The organism is Streptomyces sp. NPDC002055 (assembly GCF_040296705.1).
Lineage (GTDB): Bacteria > Actinomycetota > Actinomycetes > Streptomycetales > Streptomycetaceae > Streptomyces.
The window spans coordinates 50,855-71,194 of sequence record NZ_JBEOXS010000037.1 but is presented as its reverse complement, the minus strand read 5'-3'; the positions used below and the strand labels follow the sequence as shown (position 1 = coordinate 71,194).

The 20,340-nt window shown below is 73.6% G+C and carries 18 protein-coding genes and 1 pseudogene; 13 read left to right on the top strand and 6 right to left on the bottom strand.

Annotation, left to right across the window (positions count from 1 at the left end; all coding sequences use genetic code 11):
- The first annotated feature begins 223 nt into the window (after nt 1–223).
- The 4 genes and pseudogenes from ABT112_RS22855 to ABT112_RS22840 all read left to right on the top strand — a co-directional run.
- A complete protein-coding gene (locus ABT112_RS22855; RefSeq protein ID WP_351512358.1) occupies nt 224–1,291 on the top strand; it encodes an ROK family protein in 1,068 nt (355 codons plus the stop codon).
- On the top strand, nt 1,291–2,640 hold the full coding sequence (gene nagA / locus ABT112_RS22850; RefSeq protein ID WP_351512357.1) for an N-acetylglucosamine-6-phosphate deacetylase: 1,350 nt from the start codon (nt 1,291–1,293) through the stop codon (nt 2,638–2,640). The genes ABT112_RS22855 and nagA overlap by 1 nt, the downstream gene beginning before the upstream one ends.
- A gap of 131 nt (nt 2,641–2,771) precedes the next feature.
- Nucleotides 2,772–3,710 (top strand): 1-phosphofructokinase family hexose kinase, encoded by a 939-nt coding sequence (locus ABT112_RS22845; protein ID WP_351512355.1) that lies wholly within the window; start codon nt 2,772–2,774, stop codon nt 3,708–3,710.
- A gap of 246 nt (nt 3,711–3,956) precedes the next feature.
- Nucleotides 3,957–4,799 (top strand): annotated as a pseudogene (locus tag ABT112_RS22840) (class II fructose-bisphosphate aldolase); the annotation flags it as partial.
- Between the two features lie 263 nt (nt 4,800–5,062).
- Here the strand turns inward: ABT112_RS22840 and ABT112_RS22835 are convergent.
- Both ABT112_RS22835 and cdgB read right to left on the bottom strand, forming a co-directional pair.
- On the bottom strand, nt 5,063–6,028 hold the full coding sequence (locus ABT112_RS22835) for a carbohydrate-binding protein (protein WP_351512353.1): 966 nt from the start codon (nt 6,026–6,028) through the stop codon (nt 5,063–5,065).
- 421 nt (nt 6,029–6,449) lie between these two features.
- Nucleotides 6,450–8,135 carry a diguanylate cyclase CdgB gene (gene cdgB, locus ABT112_RS22830; RefSeq protein WP_351512351.1) on the bottom strand — a complete coding sequence of 562 codons (1,686 nt, stop codon included), beginning with the start codon at nt 8,133–8,135 and terminating at the stop codon, nt 6,450–6,452.
- Nucleotides 8,136–8,437: 302 nt separating this feature from the next.
- On the opposite strand from cdgB, the gene ABT112_RS22825 reads away from it, so the two are divergent.
- Nucleotides 8,438–8,992, top strand: a complete 555-nt coding sequence (locus tag ABT112_RS22825; protein ID WP_351512349.1) for a flavin reductase family protein — start codon at nt 8,438–8,440, stop codon at nt 8,990–8,992.
- Nucleotides 8,993–9,077: 85 nt separating this feature from the next.
- On the opposite strand, the gene arfB is transcribed toward ABT112_RS22825, so the two are convergent.
- The gene (gene arfB / locus ABT112_RS22820) at nt 9,078–9,503 is read right to left on the bottom strand and encodes an alternative ribosome rescue aminoacyl-tRNA hydrolase ArfB (RefSeq protein ID WP_351512347.1); all 426 of its coding nucleotides are present in this window, start codon (nt 9,501–9,503) and stop codon (nt 9,078–9,080) included.
- Between the two features lie 233 nt (nt 9,504–9,736).
- Here arfB and ABT112_RS22815 point away from each other — a divergent pair, with 233 nt between their 5' ends.
- The 6 genes from ABT112_RS22815 to ABT112_RS22790 all read left to right on the top strand — a co-directional run bounded on the left by ABT112_RS22815 (nt 9,737) and on the right by ABT112_RS22790 (nt 15,922).
- Nucleotides 9,737–10,312, top strand: coding sequence for a TerD family protein (locus ABT112_RS22815; protein WP_351512346.1), 576 nt, complete (start codon nt 9,737–9,739; stop codon nt 10,310–10,312).
- Between the two features lie 76 nt (nt 10,313–10,388).
- On the top strand, nt 10,389–10,934 hold the full coding sequence (locus tag ABT112_RS22810; protein WP_351512344.1) for a GNAT family N-acetyltransferase: 546 nt from the start codon (nt 10,389–10,391) through the stop codon (nt 10,932–10,934).
- 579 nt (nt 10,935–11,513) lie between these two features.
- A complete protein-coding gene (locus ABT112_RS22805) occupies nt 11,514–13,061 on the top strand; it encodes a M4 family metallopeptidase (protein WP_502975415.1) in 1,548 nt (515 codons plus the stop codon).
- 265 nt (nt 13,062–13,326) lie between these two features.
- Nucleotides 13,327–14,412: an S-(hydroxymethyl)mycothiol dehydrogenase gene (locus ABT112_RS22800; protein ID WP_351512340.1), complete on the top strand. Its 1,086-nt coding sequence runs from the start codon at nt 13,327–13,329 to the stop codon at nt 14,410–14,412.
- On the top strand, nt 14,412–15,053 hold the full coding sequence (locus ABT112_RS22795; protein ID WP_351512339.1) for an MBL fold metallo-hydrolase: 642 nt from the start codon (nt 14,412–14,414) through the stop codon (nt 15,051–15,053). Before ABT112_RS22800 ends, ABT112_RS22795 begins: the two co-directional genes overlap by 1 nt.
- Nucleotides 15,054–15,424: 371 nt before the next feature.
- Nucleotides 15,425–15,922 carry a hypothetical protein gene (locus tag ABT112_RS22790; RefSeq protein ID WP_351512337.1) on the top strand — a complete coding sequence of 166 codons (498 nt, stop codon included), beginning with the start codon at nt 15,425–15,427 and terminating at the stop codon, nt 15,920–15,922.
- Nucleotides 15,923–16,190: 268 nt separating this feature from the next.
- Here the strand turns inward: ABT112_RS22790 and ABT112_RS22785 are convergent, their stop codons facing one another.
- Nucleotides 16,191–16,868, bottom strand: a complete 678-nt coding sequence (locus tag ABT112_RS22785; protein ID WP_351512335.1) for a pentapeptide repeat-containing protein — start codon at nt 16,866–16,868, stop codon at nt 16,191–16,193.
- A 106-nt stretch (nt 16,869–16,974) separates the two neighbouring features.
- Between ABT112_RS22785 and ABT112_RS22780 the strand changes: the two genes are divergently transcribed.
- A complete protein-coding gene (locus tag ABT112_RS22780; RefSeq protein WP_351512333.1) occupies nt 16,975–17,328 on the top strand; it encodes an ArsR/SmtB family transcription factor in 354 nt (117 codons plus the stop codon).
- On the opposite strand, the gene ABT112_RS22775 is transcribed toward ABT112_RS22780, so the two are convergent.
- Entirely contained in the window at nt 17,312–18,400 is a 1,089-nt protein-coding gene (locus ABT112_RS22775) for a GlxA family transcriptional regulator (RefSeq protein WP_351512331.1), read from the bottom strand. The genes ABT112_RS22780 and ABT112_RS22775 overlap by 17 nt on opposite strands.
- A 268-nt stretch (nt 18,401–18,668) precedes the next feature.
- Between ABT112_RS22775 and ABT112_RS22770 the strand changes: the two genes are divergently transcribed.
- The gene (locus ABT112_RS22770) at nt 18,669–19,445 is read left to right on the top strand and encodes an NAD(P)H-dependent oxidoreductase (protein ID WP_351512329.1); all 777 of its coding nucleotides are present in this window, start codon (nt 18,669–18,671) and stop codon (nt 19,443–19,445) included.
- A 223-nt stretch (nt 19,446–19,668) separates the two neighbouring features.
- Here the strand turns inward: ABT112_RS22770 and ABT112_RS22765 are convergent, their stop codons facing one another.
- Nucleotides 19,669–20,271 carry an HhH-GPD-type base excision DNA repair protein gene (locus ABT112_RS22765; RefSeq protein WP_351512327.1) on the bottom strand — a complete coding sequence of 201 codons (603 nt, stop codon included), beginning with the start codon at nt 20,269–20,271 and terminating at the stop codon, nt 19,669–19,671.
- Between the last annotated feature and the right edge of the window lie 69 nt (nt 20,272–20,340).

Below are 20,340 nucleotides of genomic sequence, written 5' to 3'. Positions count from 1 at the left end.
AAGTTCGGTGTATTTGTGGCCCCCAGGGCCGTAAATATACGTTCCGGAACCCCCCACCCCGGAGCCCCCACCCCCGAAACCCACGACCACCCGCACCCAACAAACAAGACCCGCACCAACGAACCGCAAACCCCCAGGCGCGCGCCGCACGGCGACCACGCGCCCCCACGACAACCCCACAGTGGACTAGACCTCTCCCCCCGTCGCGCGGGACACTGGCCCCGTGAGACACGTCATCGCCCTCGATGTGGGAGGCACCGTCATCAAGGCCGCCCTCGTGGCCGCGGACGGCACACCCCTGCACGAGGACCGTCGGCCCACCGGCCGCGACCGCGGCCCGGACTCCGTCGTCGCGTCGATCCTCGACTTCACGACGCACCTGCGGGACGTCGGCCTCGACCAGTACGGGGAGCCCGCCTCCGCCGCCGGGGTCGCCGTCCCCGGCCTGGTCGACGAGCCCGGCGGCATCGCGCGCTACTCCGCCAACCTGGGCTGGCGCGACGTCCCGCTGCGCGCCCTCCTCACCGAACGGCTGTCGACCCCGGCCGCACCCCGCTCGACCACCGCCCCCCGCACCCCCACCACCGGCCCGAGCCCGAGCCCCAGCCCCAGCCCCGGCCCGAGCCCCAGCCCCAGCCCCGGCCCGAGCCCCAGCCCCGGCCCCCACGAAGCCCCCACCCCCGTAGCCCTCGCCCACGACGTAAGGACCGGCGGCCTCGCCGAGGGCCGCCTCGGCGCCGGCCGGGACGCCGACCGGTTCCTCTTCGTACCGCTCGGCACCGGCATCGCGGCAGCCATCGGCATAGGCGGCCGGATCGAGACCGGCACGCACGGCCGGGCGGGTGAGCTCGGCCATGTCGTCGTCCGCCCCGGCGGCCGGCGCTGCGGCTGCGGCCGACGGGGCTGCCTGGAGACGCTCGCCTCCGCGACCGCGGTCTCCCGCGCCTGGGCCGAGGCCAGTGACGACCCGTCGGCGGACGCGGCGGACTGCGTCAAGGCCGTCGAATCGGGTGACCCCCGTGCCGCAGACGTGTGGAACACGGCGGTCGACGCCCTCGCCGACGGCCTCGTCACCGCCGTCAGCCTGCTGGACCCCCGCACACTGATCATCGGCGGCGGCCTGGCGCGGGCCGGGCGGACGCTGTTCGCCCCGCTGCGCGCGGCGGTCGAGGCCCGGCTCACCTTCCAGCACGTCCCCCACATCGTTCCGGCGGCCCTCGGGGACACCGCCGGATGCCTGGGCGCAGGTCTGCTCGCCTGGGACCTTCTCACCGCGGAGGTAACCGCCTGATGGTGGCTCGCAAGGTTCTCACCGGCGCCCGCGTGGTGCTGCCGACCGGTGTCGTCGAGGGCGGTCGGATCACGGTCGACGGCCGCACCATCACCGGCACCGAAGCGCCGGCCCGCACGCAAGCGCCGGCCCGCACAGACGCCCCGGCCCGCACAGACGCCCGCCCCGACGCCCGCCCCCACCCGGACCACCCGGACCACCCGGACCGGGCCCGAGGCGAACCCCCTTCCACCCCCCGCCCCACGAGGCCCGCGGCCGAGCACACCGCCGAGCCCCCCACGCACCCCGAACACCCCGAGCGCACCGCGTACGACGCGTACACCGAATACCCCCTCCCCCCCGACCACTGGATCGTCCCCGGCTTCGTCGACATCCACGTGCACGGCGGCGGTGGCGCCTCCTTCTCCGCCGGGACGGCCGAGGAAGCGCTCACCGCGGCCGGCACCCACCGCCGCCACGGCACCACGACGATGCTCGCGTCGACCGTCACCGGCGATCTCGACGACCTGGCGCATCAGGCGTCCGCCCTCTCCGAGCTCGTGGAGCAGGGCGACCTCGCGGGGCTGCACTTCGAGGGGCCGTTCATCGCCCGGAACCGCTGCGGCGCCCACGAGCCGTCGCTGCTGCGCGACCCGGACCCGGCGGACGTCCGCAAGCTCGTCGACGCCGCGCGGGGCACGGCCCGCATGATGACCCTGGCGCCGGAGCTCCCCGGCGGGCTGGAGTCCGTACGGCTCCTCGCCGACCAGGGCGTCATCGCGGCCGTCGGCCACACCGACGGGTCGTACGAGGCCACGCGCCGGGCCGTGGAGGCCGGCGCGAGCGTGGCGACGCACCTGTTCAACGCGATGCCGGGCCTCGGTCACCGGACGCCCGGCCCGGTCGCCGCGCTGCTGGAGGACGAGCGGGTCACCGTCGAGCTGATCAACGACGGGGTGCATCTGCACCCGTCCGTGCTGGGGCTCGCCCTCCGCGGGGCCGCGGGCCGGGTCGCCTTCATCACGGACGCCATGGGCGCCGCCGGGATGGGCGACGGCCGGTATCCGCTCGGCCCGATGGAGGTGGAGGTCAGGGACGGGGTCGCCCGGCTGGTGCAGGGCGGTTCGATCGCGGGCTCCACGCTCACCCTGGACACCGCGTTCCGGCGGGCGGTGACGGTCGACGGGCTGCCGGTCGAGCAGGCCGTGGCGGCGGTCTCGGCGACCCCCGCGCGGCTGCTGGGGCTGGACGGCCGGGTGGGCTCCCTGGAGCCGGGCAAGGACGCCGATCTGGTGGTCCTGGACGGGGAGTTCGCGCTGGTCGGAGTGATGCGCAAGGGAGATTGGGTGGTTTCACCCGAACTGGGCTGAGGCTTCCCGTGGTTGGCCTGTGGAGGTCCGCGGGAGGTCTGGGCCAACCGTCGCTGTTTTGGCATGATCGCTCGCGCACTTGTCCGCCTGCGCCGGTCATCGGCAGCCGCGCGCACTACGGGAGGGGACCGTTGATCCTCACGGTCACGCTGAACGCCGCCCTCGACATCACCTACCGCGTACCGCGGCTGCGGGCCTCGGCCACGCACCGGGTGGCGGAGGTGTCGGAGCGGGCGGGCGGCAAGGGGCTGAACGTCGCCCGGGTGCTCGCGGCGCTCGGGCACCGGTCGGTCGTCGCGGGCTTCGCCGGAGGGCCCACGGGCGCGGTGCTGCGGCGGCTGCTGGCGGAGGACCACGGACCGGGAACGGTCGTCGACGCGCTGACCCCGACCGCCGGGGCGAGCCGCCGGACCGTCGGCGTCGTGGACGTCTCGTCCGGGGAGACCACGCAGCTCAACGAGGCCGGGCCGACGATCGACCGGTCCGAGTGGGACGCCTTCCGCGCCACCTACGCCCGGCTCCTCGGCGACGCCGAGGCCGTCGCGCTCTGCGGCAGCCTGCCGCCGGGACTGCCGGTCGGCGCCTACGCGCAGCTCGTCCGGGAGGCCCAGGCGGCCGGCGTCCCGGTGCTGCTGGACACCAGCGGCGAGCCGCTGCGCCGGGGCATCGCCGCCCGGCCGGACCTGGTCAAGCCGAACGTGGACGAACTGACCGGCCTCACCGGCTCCACCGAGCCGCTGCGCGCCGCGCACGACGCCCGCCGCCGGGGAGCCCGCGCGGTCGCGGCGTCCCTGGGCGCGGCGGGCATGCTCCTGGTGACGGCGGACGGCACCTGGCAGGCGGCGCCGCCGCGCCCGGTCCGCGGCAATCCGACGGGCGCCGGCGACTCGGCCGTCGCGGGCCTGCTCTCCGGCCTGGTGGCGGGGCTGCCGTGGCCGGAGCGGGTGGCGCGGGCGGTGGCGCTGTCGGCGGCGACCGTCCTGGCCCCGGTCGCGGGCGAGTTCGACCGTGCCGCGTACGAGGATCTGCTGCCGCGGGTCGAGGTGTCGGACGGGGCGGCGGCAGCGTGACGGGCCGACGCGGGTGGGCACGTCCCCGGTCCGGCCCGGGGCGGGGTGTCCGAACCTCCGGTGTCCGGCGGCGCGGTGAGCGGACCTCCGCTGTCCGGAGGCCCGATGACCGGACGTCCCGCGTCCAAAGGCGCGGCCTCCAAGGGTGCGGTGCCCAAAAGTGCGGTGTCCGGAGGTGCGGTATTCGGCGACCGGGCTGATCCGGCCCGGCACATCGGGCCGGACCGGCCCGGGATTGGGGACGCAATGCCACTCGTCGGTACGGGCGAACTCGTCATGCGGGCGCGGGCCGCGGGCCACGCCCTGGGCGCGTTCAACGTGATCACCCTGGAGCACGCGGAGGCGATCGCCGCGGGCGCGGAGGCGGCCGGCGTCCCCGCGGTGCTCCAGGTGTCGGAGAACGCCGTGCGGTTCCACGGCGGCCGCCCGGCCCCGATCGCGGCCGCTGCGGCGGCCGTCGCCCGGGCCTCCACCGCCGAACTCGCCCTCCACCTCGACCATGTGGTCTCCCCGGAACTGCTGCACGCGGCGCACTCCGCGGGCTTCGGCTCGGTGATGGTCGACGCCTCGAAGCTGAGCTACGCGGACAACGTCAAGGCCACGGCGGAGGCGGTGCGTTGGGGCCACGAGCGGGGCATCTGGGTGGAGGCCGAGCTCGGCAGAGTGGGCGGCAAGGCCGGTGAACCGCCGCTGGACGCCCACACCCCCGGCGTCCGGACCGATCCGGCCGAGGCGGCGGCGTACGTCGCGGAGACGGGCGTGGACGCCCTGGCCGTGGCGGTCGGCAGCACGCACGCGATGACGGAGCGGACCGCCGTCCTGGACCACGCGCTGATCGCCCGCCTCCGGGACGCCGTGCCGGTCCCGCTGGTGCTGCACGGCTCCTCGGGCGTCCCGGACGACGAGCTCCGCCGGGCCGTCGCCGCCGGCATGGTCAAGATCAACGTCGGGACGGCGCTCAACACCGCGTTCACCGGCTCGCTGCGCGGCTCCCTGGAGTCGGACGCGTCCGTGGTCGACCCGCGCCGCTACCTGCGTCCGGCACGGGACGCGATGGCCGGAACGGTGGCGGCCTTCCTGCGGCTCCTGACGCCCGACGGGGCCGGGTCCGGGTCCGGGCCCACCGGGACGGAGACAGCAGCGACGGCAGCGACAGCGGGCGGCGAGGCGGACCAGCGCCCGGCGCGGCAACCGGGCGCGTAGGCCGGGACGCACAACCGGACCGGGCGCGTAAGCCGGGTCGCGCAACCGGACCGGGCACCCGAGGCCCCCGCCACCCGGCCGCATACGCGCTCGGGGCCCGCCGCAGGGAAAGCGGCGGGCCCCGAGGGCGCGTTGGGGAAGCGTGCGGGTCAGTCCTGGACCTGGCCCGACTTCAACTGCACGTAATCCAGGTTGAAGTTGCACTTGTCGTTCGGCCCGCAGGAGAACTCGATGGTGTTGGTGCCCTTGTTGAGCTGCAGCCAGTCGTACCGCTTGGTCCAGCCGCGCTCCCACTGGCCTTCCTTGGCGCCGGTGTAGTTCTTCAGCTTGAGCGGCTGGGACCGGGGCTGGCTGTTCACCGTCAGCGTGGCGTCGGTGTCCTTGCCCGGGACCCCGTAGCCGGTGAACAGCGTGTACTGGCCGGCCTTCGGGACGTCCACGGTGTACGTGACGGTGTCGCCGGGGCGCTCCATCTTGACGTAGGCGCCGCTCTTGGACTGGGCGTTGGGGATCTCGCGGCCGACCGCGGCCGTGCCGCCCAGCCGCAGCGAGGCGCCGTCCCGCTGGTCCGAGGCGAACTTCTTCGGCCCCTTGCCCGAGGGCTTCTCGGGCTTCACCTTGTCGACGCCGGAGTCGCCGGGCGCGGAGTCCCCGGCCTCGCTCTTCTTCTCGTCGTCCTTGCTGTTGGTGAGCATCGCGACACCGATGCCCACGACCACCACCGCGACGACCGCGATCGCGCCGACGAGCAGGCCCTTGATGTTGGGGCCGCGGCCGCCGCCCTGACCCTGCGGTCCGGACCGGCGTGGCGCGCCGCCGGAGAGGGTCTCGGGGGCCGCGTAGTGCGCGTTCGGCTGCTGCTGGCCGTACGGCTGGCCGGGCGCCTGCGGGGGTGCCTGCCGCTGGCCGTACTGGCGCTCGCCGACGCGGGAGACCTGGTTGTACGAGGTGCGGGGCACACCGGGCTGGCCGGTCGGGCCGGGGTAGCCGTAGCCGCCGGTCCGGGGAGCCGCACCCGCGTCGTCCGTGGCACCGTCGCCGCCCTCCGAGCGGTACAGATAGCCGAACGGATCGTCGTTCTCAGGCGTGCTCGCGCCGTTGTTGCCGGCCGTCATCCCCTGTCACTCCCCAACTGGTTCTCGGACCACCGGCGCTCTTGATCAGATGCGCCCTGACAGCTCCTATCAAGGCCGGGGCGGCCCCGACAGAGTCTGTGCTGTCCGGATGGCCAATGTTCACGATGGCTTCACTGCCGGCGTTCCAGCGGCGGCACCGCCGACGCCCGAGCCTACCCGCTCACCCGCTCGGGCGTTCACTCCTGCGGCACGGGGTGCGGGCAGCGCACGGCACGGCTACGCCTGCCCGGTGCCGGGTCCGCCATGCTCCGCGGACGCCCCGGTGAGACGCGTCTCACCCCGCCGCGGCCCCCGGCTCGGGGCGGGGCCCGGCGGCGCCCGGAGGCCGGGCGGAAGACTTCCCTCCGCCCCGTACCGGTCCGGTGACACCCCGGCGCCGGACTCGCGGGGAGCCCGCGTCTCAGCCCGCCCGCCGGTGCTGCTTGGCCCGGGACCGCTTCTCCACGTACATCCGCTGGTCCGCCGAGGCCAGGACCTCTTCCGCGGACATGCCGCACCCCGCCCAGGAGATCCCGATGCTGGCGCCGACCCGGACCGCCCGGCCGTCGACCCGGATCGGCGGGATGATCGCGTTGCGCAGCCGGACCGCCAGGTCCTGGGCGTCCGCGCGGCCGAGGCCGTCGGCCAGGACGACGAACTCGTCGCCGCCGAGCCGGGCCACCGTGTCGCCGTCCCGGACACCGTTGGTGAGCCGGCGAGCGACCTCGATCAGCACCGCGTCACCGGTGTGGTGCCCGAAGCGGTCGTTGATCGACTTGAACCCGTCGAGGTCGCAGAAGAGGACCGCGAGCCCCTTGGAGCCGTCGTCGGTGTCCGGGTCCGGGGCGACGGTGTGCACATGGTGGTCGTACGAGGCGGGCGGCGGGCCGCCGAACGGGGCGTCGAAGGCGTCCGCCCGGAAGCCGTGCTCGTCGGTCTCCACCCCGTCCGGGTCGCCCCCGTAGGCCGCGCCGCCGTACACCCCGCCGGCCGCGTCGAGGGTCGCGCTGCTCGCCCCGTACGGGGACGGCGGCCGGGTGCACAGCCGGGCGCCGAGCCGGGAGCGCAGCTCGGCGCTGTTGGGCAGCCCGGTGAGCGAGTCGTGGCTGGCGCGGTGCGCGAGCTGGAGCTCGTGGCGCTTGCGCTCCTCGATGTCCTCGACGTGGGTGAGCAGGAAGCGCGGCCCGTCGGCGGCGTCGGCGACCACGGAGTTCCGCAGCGAGACCCAGACGTACGTGCCGTCGCGCCGGGCCAGCCGGAGTTCGGCGCGGCCGCCCTCGGCGGACGTGCGCAGCAGCGTCCCGATGTCCTCGGGGTGCACCAGGTCGGAGAAGGAGTAGCGGCGCATCGCGGAGGCCGGGCGGCCCAGGAGGCGGCAGAGGGCGTCGTTGGTGCGGAGCAGCCGGCCGTGCTGGTCGCCGCCCATCTCGGCGATGGCCATGCCGCTGGGGGCGTACTCGAAGGCCTGGCGGAAGCTTTCCTCGCTGGCGCGGAGGGCCTGCTGCTCGCGTTCGAGCCGGACGAGGGCGCGCTGCATGTTGGCGCGCAGCCGGGCGTTGCTGATGGCGATGGCGGCCTGGAAGGCGTACATCTGGAGGGCTTCGCGGCCCCAGGGGCCGGGCCTGCGGCCGTTGCGCGGCTGGTCGACGGATATGACCCCGAGCAGCTCCTCGCCGGAGGAGTACATGGGCGCGAGCAGCCGGTCCATGGGGTGCCACTCGTCGACGAACCGGGGCTGGGGGCCGTCGCTGCGCCACTGCGGTATGTCGTCGTCGTCCAGCACCCAGCCCTCGGTGTGCGGGATGAAGCGGAGTTCGCCCCACTGCTCGCCCATGGTGAGCCAGCGCTCCCAGGCGTTCCGGGCGCCGACCCGGCCGGCCATCAGTGCCTCGGCGCCGGAGTCGCCCGCGACGGCGGCGACGACGAGGTCACCGTCGGGGCGGACCAGGTTCACGGCCGAAAGTCCGTACCCCAGGCCGTTGATGATGCCGTTGGCGACGGTCTGCAGGGTGTCCGCCAGGCTGCGGGCGGTGTTGAGGTCCGCGACGACATGGTGGAGCTGGCGCAGCGTCGCAAGCCGGACGTAAGGCTCCGACTCGGTTTCCATCGCTCGCACCCCCCGAGACCTGACACAACTCCAGAGTCCTAGTCGTCCGATTACCACGGTCACTGAATCACAGCGAGCTGTTCACCCGGTACACAGGGTCAACAATTCCTGCCAGCTGTGACTCAAGTCACAGCACATGATGAACGGTTGAGGTAGAGGGTCGGGAGCACTTCTGACACTTATTGAACGCAAATTCGGAAACGGATGACACCCTTCCGGGCGGTCTCGGCCATCGGACCTAGGTCCCGCCTGGGCCCCGGGGCCGATGCGGACCGGATCCGGCGCCGGATAGCGTTCCTGGCGTGTTGCAGCAGACCCCTTCCCCTCGCGCCGAGACCATCCCCCATGCTGATGGGGTGAGTGACGACGTATTCCGTGCCGCCATGTCCCGGCTGGGCGCGGGCGTGGTGCTGGTGACCGCGTTCGATCCGGAGGACGGACCGAGCGGCGAGGACGTCGGCATGACGGCGACCTCGTTCCTGTCGGTGTCCCTCGATCCGCCGCTCGTGATGGTGAGCGTTCGCAACGATTCCCGCATGGACGACCTGCTGGAGCGGCAGCCGCTGTGGGCGGTCTCCGTCCTGTCCGAGAGCCAGCGTCAGATCGCCGGACGGTTCGCGATGAAGGGCCGGATCAGCGACCGGCTGCTCTTCGGCGACCTCCCGCACGAGCGCGGCGAGGTCGCCGGCGCGCCGCTCGTCGACGGGGCACTGGCCGTCCTGGAGTGCCGGACGGAGCAGCGCGTGCCGGCGGGCGACCACACACTGGTGATCGGCCGGGTGCTGACCGCCCGCACGCCGAGCGCGGAGGGCGGGCCGCTGCTCTACTTCCGGGGGCGCTACCGCCACCTGGGGTAGGGCGGGCTCACCGGGGCCGGGCGCGGGCGGGCGCTGCGGTCACCAGTCGCGGCCGGATCACCAGCGGTCACCGGTCCCGGCCGGATCACCAGTCCCGGCCGGAGCGGCCCCGCTTCGTGTCACCGCGCTGCTTCTTCTCCCGCAGCCGGCGCTCGTTGATGCCGCGCGGCACCCGCGTCTTGCGCCGGGGGCGCGGCGGGGGCGCGGTCGCCTCGGCGAGCAGCGCCGCCAGCCGGACGGCCGCGGTCTCCCGGTTGCGCCACTGGGAGCGGTGCTCGGCGGCCCGTACGGACACGACGCCGTCCGTGAGCCGCCCGGCGAGCCGCTCCAGCGCCCGGTCCTTCCAGACCTGGGGCAGCGAGTCGGTCCGCGCCAGGTCGAAGCGGAGCTCGACCCGGCTGTCGCTGGTGTTGACGTGCTGGCCGCCGGGGCCGGACGAGCGGGAGAAACGCCACATGAGCTCGGCCTCCGGCAGGGAGACCGAGCCACGGATGACGTAGGGCCCGGACATGTGTCCCATGATCCAGGCTCGGGGCCGCCGCGTCACCTCTTTTCCCGGCGCCGCCCGGCCCGTCCCGCCCCGGCGCCCGGCGGAGGGGCCCCGCGGGGGGCCCGATACGGATTCCGGGTAAAGAAAGTAAAGCGATCCGGAACCCTGTGCCGACCTCGCCGCGTTATGAAGGGTGACGGTAGCTTCGTCACCGGCACGAAGCCCGACACACTGACGAGGAAAGGGACATCCCCATGGCTGTAAGCCTGTCCAAGGGCGGCAACGTCTCGCTCACCAAGGAGGCGCCCGGCCTCACCGCCGTCACGGTCGGCCTCGGTTGGGACGTCCGCACCACCACCGGCACGGACTTCGACCTCGACGCGAGCGCGATCGCGGTCAACCCCGGCGGGAAGGTCGTCTCCGACGGCCACTTCGTCTTCTTCAACAACAAGTCCACCCCGGACCAGACCATCGTGCACACCGGTGACAACCGCACCGGCGAGGGCGCGGGCGACGACGAGGCGATCAACGTCAACCTGGCGGGCCTCCCCGCCGACGTCGACAAGATCGTCTTCCCGGTCTCGATCTACGACGCCGAGAGCCGCAGCCAGAACTTCGGCCAGGTGCGCAACGCCTACATCCGCATCGTCAACCAGGCCGGCGGCGCCGAGGTCGCCCGCTACGACCTGAGCGAGGACGCGGCCACCGAGACGGCCATGGTCTTCGGCGAGCTCTACCGCAGCGGCGCGGAGTGGAAGTTCCGCGCGGTGGGCCAGGGCTACGCCTCCGGCCTGGCGGGCATCGCCCAGGACTTCGGCGTCAACGTCTGACGCACGCTCGTCCGCTGACCTGCCGTCGGCCCCCGGATCCTCGCCGACCGGGGGCCGTCGCGTTAGCGTGCCGCGCATGATCCTCGAACCGCTCACGGTCACCGACGACGGGGTCCACGGGCCGCTCGGGCCCCACGGGCTGCCCGCGCCACTGCTCGACGAGCTGACCACGCTCTACCGCTCCGACCCCGTCTTCCAGCGGATCAGCGGCGACTTCCCCGACCCGGAGGACATCCGGCCCGAGCAGGTGGCCGCGAGCCTCGCCGAGGAGCTGGCGCACCCTTCCTCCGAGGTGCTGCTCGCCCGCGAGGGCCACCGGCTGCTCGGCGTGGCCATCACCCTGGCCGAGCACCCGGACCCCGACGACCCCGACCCGTGGATCGGCCTGCTGATGGTGCACGGCCAGGAGCAGCGCACCGGGTACGGACGGGAGCTGGCCGGACTGGTGGAGGAACGGCTCCGGGCCGGCGGCGCGGACGGCGTACGGCTGGCCGTGCTGGAGAGCAACCCCCGGGCGCTGGCCTTCTGGGCCGCGCTGGGCTACGAGATCATCGACCACCGCGAGGACCGGCGGCTGCACCGCCCGTGCCTGGTTCTGCGGAAGCGGCTCACGGAGCGCTGAGCACCCGGCGCCGCCGGCTCGCTTCGGGGACGGGCCCCGCACTTTCCCCTGCGGTCCACCGCACCGGTGCGCCGACTCACCGACGCCGCCGGTGCGCCGGTGTATCGGTGCGCCTCAACTCCCTTCACCCGCGCGGAACTTCGCATTCCGGCGCCCCCGCGACGCCCTCTCCCCTCGCACCACTCTCCCCGCCCGGACAAATGCCCGGATTTCAGCCTGCATCAGCTCAGTTCGGCTCGTATAACGAACATGTCCTGACGTAAATGGAGAACGTCAGGTCAAATCTGTGTTGCTTACCTGTCAAAAAGAATCAACCAATGGCACGCTCAGCTCGGCTCGTTCGCCTCCGCGGACGGGCCGGCCCTCCCCTGCGCATCTGTAGGGAAGGGCCGTTCCTCGGCATCACTCAGCACCGCACCCGCACTCCTGTTTCGCCGGGCCGTCCCACCCAGGGCGGTCCGCCCCCACGAACGGGCCGCACTGCCGGCGGCCCTCCTTCAAGGAGACCGAGTGAGACGCACGCCCAACTCTCCCCGGAAGCACGCGCTTCGCGCCGCGGCCCTGGTGGCCTCGGCCGCCATGGTCGCCGTCGGCGTCCCGACGGGCACGGCGAACGCCCAGCCCGACCGCGCGTCCGGAGCCACAGCGCCTGCGCTGTCCGGATCGCAGCGCGCTTCCGCGATCAAGGCCGCGCAGGCCGACGCCTCGGCCCAGGCCGACGCGCTGGGCCTCGGCGGCAAGGAGAAGCTCCTCGTCCGCGATGTGATCAAGGACGCGAACGGCACGGTGCACACCCGCTACGAGCGCACCTTCGACGGGCTGCCGGTCCTCGGCGGCGACCTCGTGGTCCACGAGACGAAGGACGGCGCCCGGAGCGTCACCAAGGCGGCCCGGACCGCGATATCCATGGCGGACACCGACGCGGAACTCCCCGCCTCCGCTGCGAAGAAGACGGCTCTCGAGGCCGCCGCCGACGGCACCACGAAGACCGCGGCCGACGCGGCTCCCCGCAAGGTGATCTGGGCGGCCTCCGGCAAGCCCGTGCTGGCCTGGGAGACCGTGGTCACCGGCCGGCAGCACGACGGCACCCCGAGCAAGCTGCACGTCATCACCGACGCGACGACCGGCAAGCGCCTCTTCGCGGACGAGCGGATCGAGACCGGCACCGGTACCGGCGGCTACAGCGGCCGGGTCACCCTCGGCACCCGGAGGAGCGGCGGCTCGTACGAGCTCCGGGACACCGCCCGCGGCGGGCACCGCACCAACGACCTGAGGCAGGGCACCTTCGGGACCGGCAGCCTCTTCAAGGACGCCGACGACGTCTGGGGCGGCGGGCGGCAGAGCGCCGCCGTCGACGCCCACTACGGCGCCGCCACCACCTGGGACTTCTACAAGAACGTGCTGGGCCGCAACGGCATCAAGGACGACGGCGCCGGCTCGTACTCCCGCGTCCACTACGGCGACGGCTACGTCAACGCCTTCTGGGACGACGACTGCTTCTGCATGACCTACGGGGACGGCGACGACAACGCGAACCCGCTGACCTCGCTGGACGTCGCCGCGCACGAGATGAGCCACGGCGTCACCTCCAACACCGCCGGGCTCAACTACAGCGGCGAGTCGGGCGGCCTCAACGAGGCGACCTCCGACATCTTCGCCACCTCCACGGAGTTCTACGCGAAGAACCCCGCGGACCCGGGCGACTACCTCATCGGCGAGAAGATCGACATCAGAGGCAACGGCACTCCGCTGCGCTACCAGGACGAGCCGAGCAAGGACGGCGCCTCGGAGGACTACTGGTTCCCGGGCATCGGCGACGAGGACGTCCACTACTCGTCCGGCCCGGCCAACCACTTCTACTACCTGCTGTCCGAGGGCAGCGGCGCCAAGACCGTGGGCGGCGTGCGCTACGACAGCCCGACCTACGACGGCTCCACGGTGCGGGGCATCGGCCGGGCCAAGGCCGAGCAGATCTGGTACACGGCCCTGACCACGTACATGACGTCCACCACCAACTACAAGGGCGCCCGCAAGGCGACCCTGCGGGCGGCGGGTGACCTGTACGGGACGACGAGCACCGAGTACAAGGCGGTCGCCGCCGCCTGGACCGCGATCAACGTCAAGTAGCCCTCCGCGCAGGGCCGCCCGCCCGTGCGGCGGGTGACTCGGCGGGAGGACGCGGGCCGCACCGTACGCGACGGTGCGGCCCGTGGCGCAGGTGCGTCAGCTTCGGTGGTGCGTCCGCTCTGGTGGTGCGCCCGCTTCGGTGGTGCGGCGTCCCTTCCGCGAAGGAGGCCTGTCCCCGGCGCTGGGCCGCTCCGCCCCGGTGCTGATCGCTTCGCCCCGGTGCGGCCGTTCTGTTCCGGCCGCCCACGCAATTACGCTGCCAGGCATGACACAACACGTGCGCGGTGTGGTTGCTCCCGGCAAGGGCGAGCCGGTCCGGGTCGAGACGATCGTGATCCCGGACCCCGGCCCGGGCGAGGCGGTGGTGAAGGTGCAGGCCTGCGGGGTGTGCCACACCGACCTGCACTACCGGGAGGGCGGCATCAACGACGAGTTCCCGTTCCTGCTCGGACACGAGGCGGCGGGCGTGGTGGAGTCCGTCGGTGACGGCGTGACCGACGTGGCCCCCGGCGACTTCGTGATCCTCAACTGGCGTGCGGTGTGCGGCGAGTGCCGGGCCTGCAAGCGCGGCCGCCCCTGGTACTGCTTCGACACCCACAACGCCCGCAAGCCGATGACGCTGAAGGACGGCACGGCGCTCTCCCCGGCCCTCGGCATCGGCGCCTTCGCCGAGAAGACACTGGTCGCCGCCGGACAGTGCACCAAGGTCGACCCGTCGGCGAGCCCGGCCGCGGCGGGGCTGCTCGGCTGCGGCGTGATGGCGGGCCTCGGCGCGGCCATCAACACCGGCAACGTGGGCCGCGGCGACTCGGTCGCGGTGATCGGCTGCGGCGGCGTCGGCAACGCGGCCGTCGCCGGGGCCCGGCTCGCCGGAGCCTCGAAGATCATCGCGGTGGACCTGGACGAGCGGAAGCTGGAGCTGGCCCGTTCCCTGGGCGCCACGCACACCGTCGACGCCCGCACGGCCGACGTGGTCAAGGGCGTCCAGGAGCTGACCGGCGGCTTCGGCGCGGACGTCGTCATCGACGCGGTCGGCCGCCCGGAGACCTACCAGCAGGCCTTCTACGCCCGCGACCTGGCCGGAACGGTCGTCCTCGTCGGCGTGCCCACCCCCGAGATGCGGCTGGAGCTGCCGCTGCTCGACGTCTTCGGGCGCGGCGGCGCGCTGAAGTCGTCCTGGTACGGCGACTGTCTGCCGTCCCGCGACTTCCCCGTGCTGATCGACCTGTACCTCCAGGGGCGGCTCGACCTCGACGCGTTCGTCTCGGAGACCATCGGGCTGGACGACATCGAGGAGGCGTTCGCGAAGATGCACCGCGGGGACGTGCTGCGTTCGGTGGTGGTCTTCTGATGACGGTCCACTCCTCGGTCCGGGTCGACCGGCTCGTCACCTCCGGCACCTTCTCCCTCGACGGCGGCACCTGGGAGGTCGACAACAACGTCTGGCTGGTCGGCGACGACAGCGAGGTCTACGTCATCGACGCGGCGCACGACGCGGACGCGATCCTCACCGCCGTCGGCGACCGCCGGCTGCTCGGCATCATCTGCACGCACGGCCACGACGACCACATCGACGCCGCCCCGGAGGTCGCCGAACGGGCGGGCGCGCCGATCCTGCTGCACCCGGACGACGACGAGCTGTGGCGGATGCGGCACCCGGACCTCCGGCCGGACGCCGCGCTGGCCGACGGCGAGGTGCTGAACGTGGGCACCGCCGAGCTGCACGTCCTGCACACCCCCGGGCACAGCCCCGGCGCGGTCTGCCTCTACGCCCCGGAGCTGGACACCGTCTTCTCCGGCGACACCCTCTTCCAGGGCGGCCCGGGCGCCACCGGCCGGTCGTTCTCGTCGTTCCCGACGATCGTCGAATCGATCCGGGAGCGGCTGCTGGCGCTGCCGCCGGAGACGGTCGTCCGGACCGGACACGGCGACTCCACCACCATCGGTGACGAGGCGCCGCACCTGGACGAGTGGATCGCCCGCGGGCACTGAGGCGCTTCGCCGACGCCGGGCCGGCATACCAGTCCTGGCCGCCGATGCGGTCCGGGCCGGGCTCCCGACGGGCAGGCCGGGCTTCGATGCCGGTCCGGGCAGCGGATCCGGCCCGCCGGTCCGGCCGCGCCGAGACCGATCGGGCCCGCCGACGCTGATCGGGCCCGCGGGCGCCGATCCGGCCCGCGGCCCGGCGCAGGCCTTGGGCTCCGGCGCGGGCGCGGGCTCCGGCGCGGGCGCGGCCTCCGACGCGAGGCCACCCGGCCCCCGCCGGTCCGGGCCGCCGCCGGTCCGGGCCGCCCCGCCGGGCGCGGCGTCCCGGCCGAGAGGCGGCGGGAGACCGGTGCCTCCGGTCGTGACACCATCGATGGGTGATCGACCTCGGCTATTCGCTCTCCCGCCGCTTCCCGGACCCGCCGCAGACGGACTACCGCACGGCGGACGTCCGCGCCCTGCGGCACGACCTGTTCTGCGGAGACGTCTACCTCGCCGACACCAAGGCCGACCGGGAGCTGTCCACAGCCTGGGGATGGGTGCCGGTGCTCGACTTCGCCTGGGCCCTGTGCGACATCGTCGAGCAGCTCGACCGCGACCCCCGGGGCAGCCGTTCGCACCGCGCCCAGTACGCCGAGCTCGACTTCACCGAGTCCGCCGACCGGATGTGCTTCGAGCGGCGGTTCGGCTGGGTGGACGTCACCGCCGACTGGATGCCCGCCGACGAGCCCCCGCTGACCTTCAACCACGCCGCGCTGCGCCGCGAGGCCCGCGACTTCCTGCACGACCTGATCGCCGACCTCACCGACATGCACGACGGCCTCGGCGACAACCCCGCCGTCTGGGACCTCCAGGCCCGCTTCCGCCGCGTCTGACACCGGCTGCGCCACGCCCACCGTCACGGGCCACGCCGCGGCAACGTCCCACCGCCACGCACAGCCCTTGATCCACCGCCATGGCCGAGCGCCGCGGCACACCCCCGCAGACCGCGGCTCCCACCGCCCCCGGCACCCGCCGACGCCGACTACCACCGCCCCCGGCACCCACCGACACAGGCGCCGGCGCCGACTCCCGTCGCTCCCGGACCCGCCGGCTCCCGTCGACCGCCCCCGCGCTCCCGGACGGGCCCTGAACGGGCCCGCATCACTCCCCCGGGCTCTCCACCCGCACGCCGATCTGTGCCGCGAACGCCGGTGCCAGATCGAGCAGTTGAGCCGGGCTGATCACGGCGCCCGCCAGCCGCTCCACCCCGCGCGCGATGTCCAGCTCCGTCACCGCACGCAGATCGACCTCGCTCAGCTCCGCGCCGTGGAAGTCGACCGCCCGCAGCGTGCAGTCCCGGAACTCCACCCGCTCCAGGCGCGCCTGCCCGAAGTCGGCCTCGATCAGCACACAGCCCTCGAACACCACGTCCTTCAGGGACGCCGTCCGCAGGTTCAGGTAGTCGATCTTGCCGCCCCGGATCAGGACCCGCTCCAGAGCAGCGCCGTGCAGCTGTGTGCCGCCGAGCCGCGCCTCGGTGAGCTCCACATCCCGCAGCAGCGCGCCGGACAGATCCGTCCCGACGCCCCGCACCTCGTCCAGCACGCAGTCGACGAACCGCGCGCCGGACAGCCGGGCCCCGTCCAGCCCGCAGCGGTACATCCCGCAGTCCATGAACCGCGCCGCGCCCCCGTCCCCACCGCCGAGGTCGAGATCCGCGAACGCCAGCCCGTCGTAGTCCCCCTCCGGCTCCGGGCCGTCGCCCGTGAACGGCCGCAGCGGCGGCAGCCGCACCTCGGGCCGCCGTACCCCGCCGGCCGGCTTCCTGCGCCGCGCCATGCGTCACCACCTCCCGGGGCCATGGTGTCCCACGGAACCGACAGCGCACGTCGAACGCCCACCACACCCCCTTGGCACCACCTTCGACGGGAGTCAATATAGATGTATGCCTAAATTGATGGAGGCGACGGCCACCGGGCTTCCGGCGCCCTGCTGCCCCCCGCTGACCTCCCCGGATCTGTCCGAGAAGGACGCGGAGGCCATGGCCGCGATGTTCAAGGCGCTCGCGGACCCGGTGCGTCTGCGCCTGTTCTCCCGCGTGGCGTCGCACGAGGGCGGGGAGGCCTGCGTCTGCGACATCCAGGACGTCGGGGTGTCGCAGCCGACCGTCTCGCACCACCTGAAGAAGCTGCGCGAGGCCGGGCTGCTCACCGCCGAACGCCGGGGCACCTGGATGTACTACCGCGTCGCGCCCGGCGCCCTGACCGCCATGGCCGCGATGTTCACCGGTCCGCGCTGACGCCCGCACCCGCACCGCGAGCGGACGGGGACTCCCGGCCGGGCGGGGGCGGATCGCCGGCCGCCGGAGCCCCCGCGCCGCGGAACGTGCTCCGGTAGGCGCTCGGCGACACCCCCAACGCGGCCTGGAAGTGCTGGCGCAGCGACGCCCCCGTACCGAACCCGGCGTCCGTCGCGACCCGGTCCACCGGCAGATCGGTCTCCTCCAGTAGCTGCCGGGCCCGTTCGAGACGCCGCTGGGTCAGCCACTGCACCGGGGTGATGCCGACCTCCTCCCGGAAGCGGCGGCTGAACGTCCGGACGCTCATCGACTCCTGCGCGGCCAACTCCCGCAGGGAGAGCGGCCGGTCGAGCCGGCGCAGCGCCCAGGCGCGCGCCGTACCGGTGGAGGACCGCCGCGTCTCGGGCACCGGCCGCTGGATGAACTGGGCCTGGCCACCGTCCCGGTGCGGCGGGACGACCGTACTGCGGGCGACCTCGTTGGCCACCGCGGCGCCGTGATCGCGCCGGATCATATGGAGACAGAGATCGATGCCCGAGGCCTCGCCGGCGGAGGTGAGGACATCGCCGTCGTCGGTGTAGAGCACGTCCGGATCGAGCTCCACCGCCGGGTACAGCTCCCGGAACCGGTCGGCGGACTTCCAGTGGGTGGTCGCCGGGCGCCCGTCGAGCAGTCCGGCGGCGGCCAGCACGAAGGCTCCGGTGCAGATCGAGGCGGTCCGGGTGCCGGGCCGGATCCGGGAGAACGCCTCGGCCAGCGGTCGGCTCAGCCGGACCTCGCTCGCGGCCCCGTCCTCCTCGTGCGACGCCGGAACGATCACCGTGTCCGCGGTGCCCAGCAGCTCCGGCCCGTGCTCCACCCGGACAGGGAAATCGGCGTCCGTCCTGATCTCCCCCGGGACGAGTGCGCAGGTCACGACCTCGTACAGCCGCTCTCCCCCGCCCGGCGCCCGCGCCGAACCGAACAGCTGGTGCACCAGCCCCAGCTCCATCGGCATCACACCGTGCCGGACGAGCACCACGACCCGGTGCCGTCCCGGACCCGCGGAGCCGGAGTGCACAGAACCACGCATGGCGCGATTCTTTCACACCCTGGCCATCCAGCCACTCGTTGCGGACGGACCCGCCGCACATGCTGTTCCTGTGGCGCCGAAAAACGACGCGGCGTCGCCCCGGCGCCCGGGCCACGGCTCGGACGCGGGTCCCGACAGCCCCACGGCGCCACGAGCCACCGCACCACGAACCGGCCGGCACGAAACGGCCGGCACGAAACGGCAACCGGCAGTCGGCAGTCGGCAGTCGGCAGTCGGCAGTCGGCACGAACCGGAAGGAGCGTTTCCCGTGAACGTCCTGTGGGTGTTCGCCCACCCGGAACAGCGGTCCCTCAGCGGCTCACTCCGCGACGAAGGCGTCCGCACCCTCACCGAGGCAGGCCACGCCTGCCGGATGTCCGACCTCTACGCGATGGGGTGGAAGGCGACCGTCGACCGGGACGACTACCCCCGCCACGCCCCGGAGGAGCGGCTGATCATCGGCACGGCCTCCCGGCAGGCCCACCACACCGGCACCCTCAGCCCCGACATCCGGGCCGAGCAGGAGAAACTCGCCTGGGCGGACACGGTCGTCCTGCAGTTCCCGCTCTGGTGGTACTCCACGCCGGCCATCCTCAAGGGCTGGTTCGACCGGGTCTTCGTCAAGGGCTTCGCCTACGGCGTCCCCGATCCCCGGCGCCCGGGCCGCAACCTCCGGTACGGGGAGGGCGGGCTCGCGGGGAAGCGCGCCCTGGTCGTCGTCACCGTGGGCAGCCCGGAGGCGCCGTTCGGCCCGCGCGGCGTCCACGGCCAACTGGACCAGGTGCTGTTCCCGTTGCTGCACGGCACGCTCTGGTACACCGGCATGACGGTGCTGCCCCCGGTCGCGGTGTACGGCGCCGAGCGCGTCTCCCCGGAGGCCTACGCCGAGGCCGCGGCCCTGCTCAGGGAGCGGCTGACGGCCATCGAGGACACGCCCCCCATCCCGTACCGCACCCAGAACGGCGGCGACTACGACGACGCCCTGGTCCTCCGCCCCGAGGTGGCTCCGGACGGCACCGGCCTGGAGGTGCACTACGCCTGCTGAAGCGGCCGTTCACCCCGCCGACCCGGCCCTCTCCGCCACCGTCACCCCGGGTGCCGGGTGGGTGGGCCGGGCCGGTGGGATGGCAGGCCGTGGGGCGCCGCGCCGGTGGGATGGCAGGCCGTAGGGCGCCGGGCCGGTGGGATAGGCCGGTGGGATGGCAGGCCAGTGGGGCGCCACGCCGGTGGGCGGAAGGCGGACGCCGCCTCCGCCGACCGGCTCGGCCTCAGGCCCCCGCGGACTTGGCCGTCTTGGCGGCCTTGGCGGCCCGCTTGGCCTCCTGCTTGTAGGCGCGCACCTTGTCCAGCGACTCGGGTCCGGTGATGTCGGCCACCGAACGGTACGAGCCCTCGTCCCCGTACGAGCCCGCCGCCTCCCGCCAGCCCTCGGGCGTCACACCGAGCTGCTTGCCCAGCAGGGCCAGGAAGATCTGCGACTTCTGCTTGCCATAGCCGGGCAACGCGTTCAGCCGCCCCAGCAGCTCCTTGCCGCTCCCGACGCCGCGCCACACCGCGCTCGGGTCACCGTCGTAGTGCTCGACCAGGAACTGGCAGAGCTGCTGCACCCGCTTGGCCATCGAGCCCGGGTAACGGTGCACGGCGGGCTTCTCCGACAGCAGCGCGGCGAACGCCTCGGGGTCGTACGCCGCGATCGCCTCCGCGTCCAGGTCGTCACCGCCCATACGCTGGGCGATCGTGTACGGCCCGGAGAAGGCCCACTCCATCGGCACCTGCTGGTCGAGCAGCATGCCCACCAGCGCGGCCAGCGGGCTGCGGCCGAGCAACTCATCGGCCTCCGGCTGCTGCGCGAGCCGCAGTGTCACATCCATGACCAGCCCATCCTCGTCTTCCCGATCGACACAGACCCGGCCCCGCACTCACCTCGGGCAACAGCAGCC